Raw genomic sequence first — 13,025 nt, forward strand, 5'->3', positions numbered from 1 at the left:
CCAATCCCCGTCTAAGCCATTAAATCTAGTATTTAATGGTATTGACTTATGCAAATTTCTGTGTACGCATATCCACCAAAAGTCTTCCAGAAAAATCAAGTTTAAAATAGACATAATGTAATATCTCACCATTATCTATCCATACCTCTCTCGTCTCCCCTTTCTCAAAACGACCATTTTTATAACTCAGTTTCTTTCCGTTTTTATCCGTAGCATTTCTTATATCAATAACTTCCCATCCTTCTTTTTTCGCTCTGGTGATTAGACTCCGAACTGAACCAACTCCCTTATAAAAGTACTCTGCGATTAGCTCCGCACTGCACGAATAATTCAATGCAAAATACATCAAATGAATCCTTTTATACTTTTGTCGGCCTCTGCTTCTTGGCTCGAGTCCCGTTGTCAGCAATTCAATTACTTCAGGAGTAATTTCTCCACCGGATTTTTTCTTTTTCAAGAACCAGTCAATAATTGCTTGATTAGCCATTCGACTCTCCTATAAGAAGCTCTATAGAAACAAATACAAATTGTTTGTAATTAGATCAAGTAGACCGAATTGCATCTAGATAATCAGCCCAGTGCTGCATCATTAAACTTCGTTGTTTGAGGTAAAGGGCATGGTTATAAGCTGCACTAACCTGATTACGCTCTTGATGGGCTAGCTGTAGTTCTATGTGAAGGTGTTCAAAGCCCTGTTCATGCAAAGCTGTGGAAGCTACACCCCTAAAACCATGCCCAGTCATTTTATGTTTGTACCCAGCAATCTCAAGCGCTTTTAGGATTGTATTGTTACTCATCGGTTTGCTGTGATCGTTTTGATTAGGGAAGACCAGTTCACAATGCCCCGATATTGCTTTAATGGATTCTAAGGTTCGTATGGATTGCCTGGATAAAGGCACTATGTGGGGTGTTTTCATTTTCATGCGCTCAGCTGGAATGCGCCATTGTTGTTCTTCCCAGTCAATCTCGTTCCACTCAGCTTCTATCAACTCAGTAGTTCTAACAAAGGTGAGTGCCATTAACTTGACCGCCAGTCTGGTGAGAGGTTGTGACTTACTCGCCTCAAGAGCCCTCAGAAGCTTAGGTAGCTCTTTAAGATCAACTCTTGCATAGTTTTCTTTGGGTTTGCTTTGAATGATGTCGCTAGGTTTAACATCAGTGGCTGGATTACGCTTTACCTTGCTATCCCCATTGTGCGCTATAGCGTATCTGAATACCTGGCCTATGGTTTGATGTGCACGCTTAGCAATATCTAACGCACCACGCTCAGCGATGGCTTTGACGGCATAAACTATTTGGTGTGCTTCAATATCTGCGACAGGTAGTTTACCTAAACTGGGATAGATATCCGCTTCCAAACGTCTTCTTACATACTCTGCATGACGAGGAGTTTGACATGAATGCCAATGCTGCCACCATTTCTTAGCCCATACTTCGAAGGTATTGGTTTGGCTGATGCGCTTTTCAGATTTAACTTGCTGTCTTTTTACACTGGGATCTTGTGGAGGGTCGCTCGCCAATAGGACTCTGGCATCATCACGTTTACGCCTGGCATTTACTAGAGGTACATCAGGATAAGTTCCTAACGATAGTAATTTTTCTTTACCATCAAAACGATATTTGAATCGCCACCATTTACCGCCTGTTACGGTAATCTGCAGATACAAACCACCCTCGTCATAAAGCTTATAAGCCTTATCTTTGGGCTTTGCTGTACGTATTGCGGTATCTGTTAAAGCCATATTGGGGTAACTCCAAACGGGACAACTACAGTTACCCCCAATATTACCCTAATAATTGTTAAGATTACAAGATATTGCCTGATGCAATGTGATAGAAAAAATCCATAAAACCACTGATTAATATAAGATTTTTAATTCCGCATGCTATGATATGAAACTAACTTTTGGCGGAGAGGGAGGGATTCGAACCCTCGACAGAGTTGCCCCTGTGCCACCTTTCCAGGGTGGTGACTTAAACCGCTCATCCACCTCTCCGAACAGGATGCGGATTATATAGTATCTGTGTTTCCGCTCCAAATACTTGTAACGAGTTTAGCGTTTATTTTTAAGCAAATAGGTGTTAACCAGCCCTTTGCCCTTTACCTGTACATCGTACCGAGTCTCAAACGTATAGTCGTCTTTCAATAAGGCATAGGTTGATTCTGATACTTGTATTTCATCCACCAATCCAGTTTGTTCCATGCGGCTGGCCATGTTCACCGCATCGCCCCAGATATCATAAGCAAATTTGCTGGTACCAATGACGCCAGCCACCACTGCTCCGCTGCTAATCCCAATACGCATCCGTAAATGATGGCCTGTTTTATGGTTAAACTCAGCCAACGCACCACGCATTTCACAGGCCAAAGCAGCCACAGTGTTCGCATGGTTTTCTAGGTAGACAGGTGCGCCACCCACCACCAAGTACCCATCACCAATGGTTTTAATTTTTTCTAACTGGTGCCCTTCTGCCAAGTAATCAAACATCGAGAAAATACCACTCAACAGGTTCACCAAATCAAACGGCGTCATGGTGGCGCTTAATTCGGTGAATCCGACAATATCAGCAAACAAAATAGTGACGGAAGGATGGCTATCAGCAATGCGTTGATCCTGATTTTTAAGGCGCTGCGCGATAGAGGTTGGCAAAATATTAAGCAACAGCTTTTCCGAGCGTGCTTGCTCCAATGCCAATGCCTGCAAAGTGCGCTCTTTTTGTGATTGAAAATAACGCATGGCGGCATACAGAATACATGCCGTACCAATAATGTTCATCAAGAAGAAAGTATCTTTCACATTAGCAGGCATCGGCATCAAATTACCCACAAACAGATCGTTAAATATCCATGAGAACATTGCCAACAACACAAACAATATGAACCAAGGGGTAGATTTACGGGTCCCTAAAATCATTAAAGCGCCAATCGGAGAAAGAATACCCCAGATAGCGACACCGCCGGCTGCTTGATACCCACCAATGGTCCACTGCAGAAAGAAAGGCATCACCAGTAGCATGATGAGTTGCGTAAAAATAAAGTAGTGATAGCGTTGGGTGCGATAAAACACAAACAAGCTGACATAGGAAAAAATGAGATAGACGTAAGGTGTTACGGCCATTAAGGCGTAACCTTCACCCAAACCAGAGATAGTAAATATCCAAAAAATACTGACTGCGCTCTCTGCCAGCACGAGCATAGACAGAATGGTTTTACCGAGCAGCTCATCATCTTGCGTGATGATGTTTTGCTGCGCAGAGCGTTTAATCACGCCACGCAACTTGGGCAAAAATCGTTGTAAGAGCGCGATCATACTGGCGGAATGGGGATGCCTAATAGGGGATTATATAGATGTGATTGCCACTATAACCTAGGTGCAAAAATGTTGCTATACACCTGTATGGGTGTGCTAATTTATGTCTTATAAATATTTAATTGATTAATGCACAAAGTACTTGATTTACCAATTAGTAAGGTTTAATGTTGAAGGATAATTCGCTATCAAACTCCTTTATCTACAAGGGTTTTGAAGCAATTAGCAGGCGATTGAAATTTGCTTTCAATCATATGGGGTGCGTGGCAGTTTCGTTAGATAATTGATAAAAAAACTATAGGAGTTAGCATGAGTTTGGATATTTTAAAAGGCTTGGGTGTAACCATTCCTTACAAAAGCAAATACGATAATTTCATTGGGGGCAAATGGGTTGCACCTATTAAAGGTGAGTATTTTGATGTCATTTCACCGATTACCGGCAAAACTTACACCAAAGCTGCACGCTCAAGTGCAGAGGATGTTGAGTTAGCATTGGATGCTGCGCATGCAGCTGCCGAGAAATGGGGTAAGACTTCAACTACGGAACGTGCCAATATTCTATTGAAGATTGCAGACCGCATTGAAGCCAACTTAGCCCTCATTGCCACGGCCGATACCATTGATAACGGCAAACCGATTCGTGAAACCATGAATGCGGATATCCCACTGACGGTAGACCATTTCCGCTATTTTGCCGGTGCGATTCGCGCGCAGGAAGGCGGCATCAGTGAGATTGACCATGATACTGTGGCCTATCATTACCATGAGCCACTAGGTGTAGTGGGTCAGATTATCCCTTGGAACTTCCCAATTTTGATGGCTGCTTGGAAACTAGCGCCAGCATTGGCTGCCGGTAACTGTGTGGTATTAAAACCTGCCGAATTCACACCGATTTCCATTCTCATTATGATGGAAACCATTGCCGATTTACTGCCACCTGGCGTAATCAATATCGTGAATGGCTATGGCCGTGAAGTGGGTGCACCACTTGCCAACAGCAAACGTATTGCTAAAATTGGCTTCACTGGCTCCACCGCTACTGGCCGCGCCATTGCAACGGCAGCCGCCAATAACTTGATCCCAGCTACATTAGAATTAGGCGGTAAATCTCCTAATATCTTCTTTGCAGACATTATGGATGAAGATGATGCGTTCTTTGATAAAGCAATTGAAGGCTTGGTGTTGTTTGCATTTAACCAAGGCGAGGTCTGCACTTGCCCATCACGTGCCATTATTCAAGAATCTATCTACGACAAGTTTATCGCCCGTGTATTAGAGCGCGTAAAAGCCATTAAACAAGGCAACCCGCTTGATGCCAACACCATGCTAGGCGCACAAGCTTCGCAAGACCAGTTAAACAAAATCATGAATTATATTGATATTGGTAAACAAGAAGGTGCTGAAGTGTTGATTGGTGGCAACCGCAATGTGCTGAGTGGTGATTTTGCAGAAGGCTACTATGTGCAACCAACCTTGCTGAAAGGTCATAACAAAATGCGCGTATTCCAAGAAGAGATTTTTGGGCCAGTGCTTGCAGTCACTACATTTAAAGACGAAGCGGATGCATTGGCGATTGCGAATGACACTATCTTTGGCTTAGGCGCTGGTGTATGGAGCCGTAATGGTACTACCGCTTACCGCATGGGTCGTGGCATTAAAGCAGGTCGTGTGTGGACAAACTGTTACCACGCTTACCCTGCCCATGCTGCATTTGGTGGTTATAAAGAATCTGGTATCGGCCGTGAAAACCACAAAATGATGCTAGACCATTACCAACAAACCAAAAACTTGCTGGTCAGCTATAACCCTAACAAATTAGGTTTCTTCTAATTGATAGATAATTATAGGCTTAGGTAACGATAGGTATTGTGCAATTAAGGGGCGGGCTTACTCGCCCCTTTTTACTTTAAAATAAATAGGTGATTGGTTTGGAGATATGAAATGATGGCTGAACGTCTATCCGCAACCCTGCCTGCTGTCGCATTAATCGACAAACTGGTGGCAGAGCATGGTGAAATTATTTTTTTACAATCCGGCGGATGCTGTGAGGGCAGCGGCCCATTATGCATGCCAAAAAATGAGTTTCACCCTAGCCCGTCCGATGTGGTGTTAGGTGTACTGGGTACAGAACAGAAGGCGACTTTTTATATGGGGGATAGCCACTTTACGTTTGCAGAAAATATGCACACTATACTAGATGCACAACCCGGCTCCAGCGGCTCATTTTCATTGGACTGTGGCAGTGGGTTTGCCTTTATTACGCAAGGCCGATTGTACTCTGATGAAGAACTAGCCAGCCTCCCACCTGTGGTGAGAGTTGGCTACCGATAAGAATTGCGTTAGAAACCTAGACTATCTAGCAAATCATCCACTTGCTCTTGGCTCGCCACTACATCTACTGTATTGACTGGGTCAATTTGCGGACCATTCATCAATGAATCATCTTCTTTTTTGTGCACAGGCGGAGAGAAATCCACTAGCACTTGCACCAATTGTTTTTCCAGATCTTGCGCCAGCGAAGTGATTTTCTTAATCACTTGGCCAGTCAAATCTTGGAAATCTTGCGCCATCATAATGTCCATCAATAAGGCTTTGGTGGCTGCCGTGTTTTTCTCGGTTAACGCTAAAAACGCTAAAGTCTCTTGGGCTACACCGTTATATTCTGACTTTAATGACGGCTTATCCAAAATAGCCTGCCATTGCTGCGTCAATTTAGCAGCCTCTGTCGATAGCTCCGTTTGCAGCGGTGTGGCTTCATCGGTTGCATTCAATACACGCTCTGCAGCCTGTTCCGTCATGCGGGCAACGTAGTTTAGACGGTCACGCGCATCCGGGATTTCCGATGCTACTTGCTCAAGCATCTTATCAAAACCTAAACCACTCAAATTATCATGCAGCGCACGGGTAACATGCCCGATACGGTTGAGCATTTCATCATGAGGTGGAATATGTGGCATGATCTCTGGCTGCGGCGTGTTCTTATTGATTGTTTGTGCCTTCATGATTAAGCTCCAGCCTTCTCAAGCTTCTCAAATATTTTAGATAGCTTTTCATCCAGTGTTGCTGCGGTAAATGGTTTTACCACATAGCCGTTGGCACCCGCACCTGCGGCTGCAATAATGTTCTCTTTCTTGGCTTCTGCCGTCACCATCAACACCGGCAAATGCTTGAGCTCTGGGTCAGCGCGAATACTCTGCAACATGGTCAATCCATCCATGTTCGGCATATTCCAATCTGACACCACAAAATCAAAATCACCGCCTTTTAATTTACTCAAGCCAATGGCGCCATCTTCAGCTTCCTCTACATTGCTGTAGCCAAGTTCCTTGAGTAAATTGCGGACGATTCTACGCATGGTAGAAAAATCATCGACCACTAAAAATTTCATATTGGGATTTGCCATGTCTTACTCCGTCACCATTTATTCATTAAAATCGATTGCGTATGCTTGTTTAAGCTTGCACCTTACACACATATCAGCGCCTAACTATATTATCGGCAAATATCTGTAAAGCTTAAGTCTAAAGTAACTCTATAAAAGCCTATTTATTCAGTCATTTAATACCATGTTTGGCATTGCTCATTACACACGTAAAGCGCGTGTGCCGTGTTCGGTTAAATAATCTAATACTAATTTTGGCAGCGCATTTAAGTGTGCAACTTCATCCACGCCGCCATGCGCAACTGCCTCTCTCGGCATACCATACACCACACAGCTTTCTTCGTTCTGTGCATAGTTAAACGCGCCGGCTTCTTTCATTCTTGCCATACCTGCGGCGCCATCTTTACCCATCCCGGTCAAAATCACACCAATCGCATTTTTACCGGCGTAGCTTGCAGCAGAATCAAACAGCACATCTACAGATGGCTTGTGTCGATTCACCGGCTCGGCATCACTTAGTTTGGTGATGTAGTTTGCACCACTTCTGGCCAGCAATAAGTGCTTATCACCAGGTGCAATATAGGCATGGCCTGGTAACACGCGTTCACCATCTACCGCTTCTGTCACCGAAATTTTGCAAAGCGAATCTAAACGATTGGCAAAGGATTTGGTGAACCCAGCTGGCATGTGTTGTGTAATCAAAATGCCAGGACAGTCCGATGGCATTTGCAATAAAAACGATTTAATCGCTTCTGTACCACCTGTAGAAGCGCCAATAATGATGAGTTTTTCACTACTAATCAGCGGGTTTTTCAGCATACCTAGCGTTTCACCCTGCGCGGCTGGCTTGGCAGAACGCTGTAAGCAAGCTACCTTGGCTTTTGCTGCTGTGCGGATCTTATCGGCAATAATCTCGGAATACTCACGCATGCCTTCGCTAATTGCAGTTTTCGGCTTGGTCACAAAGTCTGTGGCACCCAGCTCTAATGCGCGCAGTGTAATTTCTGAGCCACGCTCTGTTAGCGTGGATACCATCAGTACTGGCATCGGTCTTAATCGCATCAATTTTTCTAAAAAATCTAGCCCGTCCATTTTCGGCATCTCGACATCCAATGTCAGTACATCTGGATTCAGTTGCTTAATCATCTCGCGCGCAATCAACGGATCTGGCGCGGCACCGACCACTTCCAGATCTTTCTGTTGGTTAATCATCTCCGTTAGCAAGCTACGGATGAGCGCAGAATCATCAATCACTAAGACTTTGGTTTTCATACAATACTCTCTAGTTATTTCATCTAGTTGCAAGCAACACGGTACTGGCTGCAATACACATGAAATGGGTTAGAACAAGTCCACTTCACCGCCCACATCATTGGTTTTGAGTTTGCTTGAGTAAGCTTCTTCACGTTTCACCAAGGTGTAGTTGTTCAATTGTTTCAGTTTTTTCACTAAGACTTTTCCGGTTTTCGGGAAAAAGTACACTTTTCTTGGGTAGATATCCAACAAGTCTTCACCTGTAACGCGGATACCTTCATCTCTTAAATACTGTTTCACAAACGCGGCGTTACGGTCGCCTACGTTATTGGTAGTAAAGCTTCTGAGCACATTGCCACCGCCAAAGATCTTGGCTTCCAGATTCTCTCTGCGCGCGCCATTACGTAGGAGCTGGTTAATCAGCACCTCCATCGCATAGGTACCATAACGCATGGACTCTGATACTGGACTGTCCCGATCTGCTTTCGCACTATCCGGCAACATAAAGTGATTCATCCCGCCAATGCCACTCACGGTATCGCGAATACAAGCCGATACGCATGACCCTAACACGGTAACAATCAACATACTTTTGTCAGTATAGTAATATTCACCTGGTGAAATCTTGGCCGCATCGATATCAAACGTGCGGTCGTAATACAAGGTAGTAGAAACCTCTTCGTGCATCACGGTCATACCATTGCCTCATGTTTTAGCGCGGCAATACGGCTAGTGCTATTGGTATTTTTAAGTTGATACACTGTTTTACCTAGCAGTTGCAGCGCATTAGAGACGTATAAAAAGTTCTCTGAGTGGCCAGCAAATAATAAGGTTTGTGGTTTCATGAGCGGCACAAAGCGGCTCAAAATTTTGGTTTGTGTAGGCTTATCAAAATAGATCATGACATTCCTACAAAAAATAGCGTCGAATGGCTCTTTGATTGGCCATTGTTCATCCAGCAGGTTCAGCTGGCTAAACGTAATTAAACTTCTTAATTCATTGCGCACACGCACACTGCCTTCGTTTTGCCCTGTGCCTTTTTGAAAAAATTCTCTGCGTCTTTTCTCAGAAAGTTTGCTCACGCGCTCATAGGGATACACGCCTTTAGAGGCTGTGGCCAGCACGTTGGTATCAATATCTGTCGCATAAATTTCTACAGGTGGTTTGAGTGTGCCAAACGCTTCGCATGCTGTCATGGCAATGGTATACGGCTCCTCACCTGTGGACGCTGCTGAGCACCAAATACGGATGGGCTTTTGCAGTTTAACTAAGTGATCAGCCAAAATTGGGAAATGATGTTCTTCTCTAAAAAAAGAAGTCAGATTAGTAGTCAACGCATTGGTAAATGCTTCCCACTCATCTGCATTTTGTTGCTGTTCTAACTCATCTAAGTATTGCTTAAAAGAATCGTGGCCTACGGCACGCAGTCTGCGGCCAATACGGCTATACACCATGTCTGTTTTTGCATCTGAGAGTGAAATGCCAGCGTGCTGGTAAATGAGTTTACGCACTCTGGAAAAGTCTTGCGCAGTAAATTCAAACTCCCGTTCATCTTGGTATTTTTCTTTTAACATTGCATACTTTCATATCAAAACTATCTGTTCAACATCACCCCAGATGTTGAATGCCAATCCATCACAGTGCGCAATCAAAGGCTAAAAAGCCTAAGATTGCTTACTGATTATTGATGTCACCATCATTAGTCGTGCGCTACAAGACCTTTACGTTGTTTCATTTGATCTAAGGCTTTGTCAGCTGCATCTACTACTGTTGGTTTTGGTGTCAATGGATTACGTGATTTCATTTGCTCAATCGCTAATGCATAAGCATGATCTTCTACGCGGCGATTTTTAGTAGCTGCAAATGGATGCAATGCTTCTTTGTAATGTTTCAACACTTCAGCAGCTTTTGGCTCACGTGCAATTGCACTCTTGATTGCCATTTTTGTTGCGCGGTAGTTCCAATCTTGAATACGGTCATCCATATCCGCTTTATGATCGATAAACACACCTACGCAGATATATACGTCATCCGCTTCTTCAATTGGAATAGTGCCATCTTCAACACACTCCATTACTGCCATGGCTACACCGCGTTGTGCTGGGCCAAACATTTGCACAGCTTGACGACCATCTTTAATCGTCACTTTGTTAAACATCACAGTGTTTGGTTTTACCATCATGTTTGGCGCTGCAATCGCCAATAAACCGTTTACTCCTTGTTTTTGATCGGTGAGCGTACGACAAAATGCGTCTTCTGCAGCGCTACCGCGTGGGCCCATGACTAAGTCAATGTGCGCCACATTTTTTAAATCTAGGCCTGAACCATCTGGACGTTCTTCGATGACTAAACCTTCACCAATTAATACACGATCAATTACAGCCATTTTATTTCTCCTAATATCAACATTCAAAAATTCGCAACCCATACCCCTGTCGCACTTGTTTTACTTCTACTACAGTTACTATTTACTACTACTTCTAGGCTAAACAAATTCTAGAAAAAGACTGCTTAACCATTGCTAACCTTCAAATACTCGGTTTCATAACGTTGTTGCTGACCACTTTCAAGACTAAATACACTCACTGTTTGTGTTAGCTCATCTGCTTGCTCCATCAATGACTCTGCAGCAGCAGCGGCTTCTTCAACCAGGGCAGTATTTTGTTGTGTCACATCATCCATCTTCATGATGGCATCATTGACTTGGGCAATGCCCACGCTTTGTTCACCAGAAGCGGCAGCGATCTCAGCAATGATGTCAGACACGCGGCGCACCGATGCCACAATTTCCTGCATGGTTTCCCCTGCCATTTCCACTTGTTTGGTACCCTCTGTTGTCTTGTTCACAGAGTCTGTAATCAGCTCTTTAATCTCTTTTGCTGCAGTAGAGGAACGTTGTGCCAAGTTACGCACTTCAGCAGCTACCACAGCAAAACCACGGCCTTGCTCACCGGCACGTGCTGCTTCAACAGCAGCGTTTAACGCCAAGATATTGGTTTGGAAAGCAATGCCGTCAATCACACTGATAATGTCTTCAATTTTGCGTGCGCTCTCGTTAATCGCGCTCATGGTATCCACCACTTGGCCTACAGCCTCACCACCTTTGACTGCAACACTAGAGGATGCCAATGCCAGTTGATTGGCTTGTTTGGCGTTCTCTGCATTGAGTTTTACCGTGCCGGCTAACTGATCCATGCTGGATGCAGTTTTTTCCAAGCTGCTGGCTTGCTCTTCAGTACGGCGGCTTAAATCAGAGTTGCCTTGTGCAATCTCTTTTGCTGCCGTGTTAATCGCATCTGCAGCAGATTTCACTGTGATGATCGGGCCCACAATCATTTCCAGCGTTTCATTCACGCCTTCTACAATTTTGCGGAAATCGCCTTGGTGACGCGTCACATCAGCACGTACGCTAATGCGGCCTTCTTTTGCAGCATCTGCCAGCATTTGTGCATCGGCATTCAGTGCTTTCAAATTCACACGTACTTGCTCAATCGCCTCGTTCACAAATGATTTTTTACTTGGGAATTTTTCCAATGGTGCATCAAAATTACCCTCACCAAATTGTTTCACGCAAGCCAATGCTTTTTCTGTCAAATCGATCTGACCAGCGACAATCGTGTTCACCGCACCGGCAATTTCAGAGAAACCACCTTTAAACATATGTGCATGCAGTGACATATCGATATTGCCTTTGGCATGCTCTTCAGTTACCCACTTCACAGACTCTAAGATGCCTTTGAGCTTGCCTTGCAGGCGATCTAGGTTTTTATTGATCTCGGCTTTTTTGCCAGGATATTGCTGAATTTCTACAGCAAAGTTACCGTCACCAAGCATTTTCATCACTTGGATCATTTCATCTTTTTCTTGCACGTGTGCATGCACCATGCTGTTCACGCTATTCACCATTTCGGCATAGGCACCAGCATATTTCACTGCATCAATATAGACATCCACATCGCCCGCATCATGCTGTTGAGACATCTCTTGCATATCGGCAATAAAGGTTTTGATGTTGGTACGTAATAGTTCTACACCTTCATTAATAAAGGCGCGTTTGCCCGGGAATTTCTCAAGTGGCGCATCAAAATTACCTTTTGAGAACTCAGCAATACATGCAGTCACTTTACGCATCACTTCGGCCTGATTCGCCGCCATGTTGTTCACGTTTTCTGCCATGGTTCTATAGCTGCCTTGGAATTTAGCGGTATTGATGACTTCATCGATATTGCCTGCCTTGTTTTCTGCAGACATATGGCTTTGTGCTTCAATCACGCTCTTCAAGGTGAGTTGCATTTGCTGCATAGACGCCATCAAACTCGCGCTATCACCTGCTTTTATAGAGATTGGGCTATTCAAATCCCCTTGTGCAATATGGTTAGCAATGTTCACTACATCTGTCGGTTCACCACCTAACTGTTGTAATAAACTGCGGGTGATGTAGTAACCCAAACCCAATATTGCCAATACCACTAACACAGCAATCGTTAACGTAAATGTTGCAGAAGCACTCTTTACCGCAGCCGCTTCTACAGCGCTCGCTTTTGCCAACTCGACGTTGTACGCAATATGGTTTGAAATATGTTCATTGGCTTTTTCTGCCGGCGCACGAATCGCAATGTACAACTCACGTGCCACGTCTTTTTTATTCAAATTAGATGCATTTAGGATAGGCTTCATACGCTCAAAGTAGAGTTCGATACTGGCACGATCTTCTGCAAGTAGAGCCTTATCTTTTTCGTCCACAACCAACGCTTCATAGCCTTTAAGTTTTTCGGTTAATTCCGTTTCCAGCGCACTGATTGCATTTTCTACTTCGTGCATCTTTTCTGGTTGCGTCAGCATGGTGTGATTAGACACACGCACACGTAACACATTGAATTTATATCGAATATCTGCCATTTTCAAAATGCTTGGTAAGCTATTTTGATTCACAGAATTCGTCTTATCAAATACCGCATGCAGTTGATATTGACCTACCGTAGCCAAGCCAATCAACCCCAACATACTGATCAGCACTAGCAACATCATTTTTTTCGCAACAGTTAGCTTCATATCTATTCCTTAATTAAACTCTTTTG

12 protein-coding genes and 1 tRNA gene are annotated in these 13,025 nt (G+C 43.9%); 2 read left to right on the top strand and 11 right to left on the bottom strand.

From position 1 onward, the window contains the following. Positions 1-46 precede the first annotated feature (46 nt). From FG11_RS05930 to FG11_RS05945, 4 genes are all read right to left on the bottom strand, one after another. A complete protein-coding gene (locus FG11_RS05930; protein ID WP_047533801.1) occupies positions 47-487 on the bottom strand; it encodes a hypothetical protein in 441 nt (146 codons plus the stop codon). Between the two features lie 55 nt (positions 488-542). Next, positions 543-1,742, bottom strand: a complete 1,200-nt coding sequence (locus tag FG11_RS05935; protein ID WP_047533802.1) for a tyrosine-type recombinase/integrase — start codon at positions 1,740-1,742, stop codon at positions 543-545. 165 nt (positions 1,743-1,907) lie between these two features. Beyond that, a tRNA-Ser gene (locus FG11_RS05940) sits at positions 1,908-1,997 on the bottom strand. Between the two features lie 57 nt (positions 1,998-2,054). Then, entirely contained in the window at positions 2,055-3,311 is a 1,257-nt protein-coding gene (locus tag FG11_RS05945) for an adenylate/guanylate cyclase domain-containing protein (RefSeq protein WP_025224414.1), read from the bottom strand. 309 nt (positions 3,312-3,620) lie between these two features. On the opposite strand from FG11_RS05945, the gene exaC reads away from it, so the two are divergent. Beyond that, positions 3,621-5,141 (top strand): acetaldehyde dehydrogenase ExaC, encoded by a 1,521-nt coding sequence (gene exaC / locus FG11_RS05950; protein WP_047533804.1) that lies wholly within the window; start codon positions 3,621-3,623, stop codon positions 5,139-5,141. 114 nt (positions 5,142-5,255) lie between these two features. Continuing rightward, entirely contained in the window at positions 5,256-5,642 is a 387-nt protein-coding gene (locus FG11_RS05955) for a DUF779 domain-containing protein (protein WP_025224415.1), read from the top strand. An 8-nt stretch (positions 5,643-5,650) separates the two neighbouring features. On the opposite strand, the gene cheZ is transcribed toward FG11_RS05955, so the two are convergent. The 7 genes from cheZ to FG11_RS13785 form a co-directional block, all read right to left on the bottom strand. Further along, positions 5,651-6,268, bottom strand: coding sequence for a protein phosphatase CheZ (gene cheZ / locus FG11_RS05960; RefSeq protein ID WP_232418442.1), 618 nt, complete (start codon positions 6,266-6,268; stop codon positions 5,651-5,653). Between the two features lie 47 nt (positions 6,269-6,315). After that, entirely contained in the window at positions 6,316-6,714 is a 399-nt protein-coding gene (gene cheY, locus FG11_RS05965) for a chemotaxis response regulator CheY (protein WP_020182143.1), read from the bottom strand. 180 nt (positions 6,715-6,894) lie between these two features. Beyond that, positions 6,895-7,965, bottom strand: coding sequence for a protein-glutamate methylesterase/protein-glutamine glutaminase (locus FG11_RS05970; protein WP_020182144.1), 1,071 nt, complete (start codon positions 7,963-7,965; stop codon positions 6,895-6,897). A gap of 69 nt (positions 7,966-8,034) precedes the next feature. Next, positions 8,035-8,643, bottom strand: coding sequence for a chemoreceptor glutamine deamidase CheD (gene cheD / locus FG11_RS05975; protein WP_020182145.1), 609 nt, complete (start codon positions 8,641-8,643; stop codon positions 8,035-8,037). Then, entirely contained in the window at positions 8,640-9,521 is an 882-nt protein-coding gene (locus FG11_RS05980) for a CheR family methyltransferase (RefSeq protein ID WP_020182146.1), read from the bottom strand. Before FG11_RS05980 ends, cheD begins: the two co-directional genes overlap by 4 nt. Before the next feature lie 125 nt (positions 9,522-9,646). Next, positions 9,647-10,333 (bottom strand): formaldehyde-activating enzyme, encoded by a 687-nt coding sequence (gene fae / locus FG11_RS05985; protein WP_020182147.1) that lies wholly within the window; start codon positions 10,331-10,333, stop codon positions 9,647-9,649. 125 nt (positions 10,334-10,458) lie between these two features. Further along, complete coding sequence (locus FG11_RS13785) at positions 10,459-12,999, bottom strand: methyl-accepting chemotaxis protein (RefSeq protein ID WP_047533806.1); 2,541 nt, start codon at positions 12,997-12,999, stop codon at positions 10,459-10,461. Between the last annotated feature and the right edge of the window lie 26 nt (positions 13,000-13,025).

This window comes from Methylotenera sp. N17 (assembly GCF_000799155.1).
Lineage (GTDB): Bacteria > Pseudomonadota > Gammaproteobacteria > Burkholderiales > Methylophilaceae > Methylophilus.

Bases quoted from the DNA above. Each gene is read 5' to 3' on its own strand.
- FG11_RS05930 (WP_047533801.1), bottom strand. From the start codon at position 487: ATGGCTAATCAAGCAATTATTGACTGGTTCTTGAAAAAGAAAAAATCC.
- FG11_RS05935 (WP_047533802.1), bottom strand. From the start codon at position 1,742: ATGGCTTTAACAGATACCGCAATACGTACAGCAAAGCCCAAAGATAAG.
- FG11_RS05945 (WP_025224414.1), bottom strand. From the start codon at position 3,311: ATGATCGCGCTCTTACAACGATTTTTGCCCAAGTTGCGTGGCGTGATT.
- exaC (WP_047533804.1), top strand. From the start codon at position 3,621: ATGAGTTTGGATATTTTAAAAGGCTTGGGTGTAACCATTCCTTACAAA.
- FG11_RS05955 (WP_025224415.1), top strand. From the start codon at position 5,256: ATGGCTGAACGTCTATCCGCAACCCTGCCTGCTGTCGCATTAATCGAC.
- cheZ (WP_232418442.1), bottom strand. From the start codon at position 6,268: ATGCCACATATTCCACCTCATGATGAAATGCTCAACCGTATCGGGCAT.
- cheY (WP_020182143.1), bottom strand. From the start codon at position 6,714: ATGGCAAATCCCAATATGAAATTTTTAGTGGTCGATGATTTTTCTACC.
- FG11_RS05970 (WP_020182144.1), bottom strand. From the start codon at position 7,965: ATGAAAACCAAAGTCTTAGTGATTGATGATTCTGCGCTCATCCGTAGC.
- cheD (WP_020182145.1), bottom strand. From the start codon at position 8,643: ATGACCGTGATGCACGAAGAGGTTTCTACTACCTTGTATTACGACCGC.
- FG11_RS05980 (WP_020182146.1), bottom strand. From the start codon at position 9,521: ATGTTAAAAGAAAAATACCAAGATGAACGGGAGTTTGAATTTACTGCG.
- fae (WP_020182147.1), bottom strand. From the start codon at position 10,333: ATGGCTGTAATTGATCGTGTATTAATTGGTGAAGGTTTAGTCATCGAA.
- FG11_RS13785 (WP_047533806.1), bottom strand. From the start codon at position 12,999: ATGAAGCTAACTGTTGCGAAAAAAATGATGTTGCTAGTGCTGATCAGT.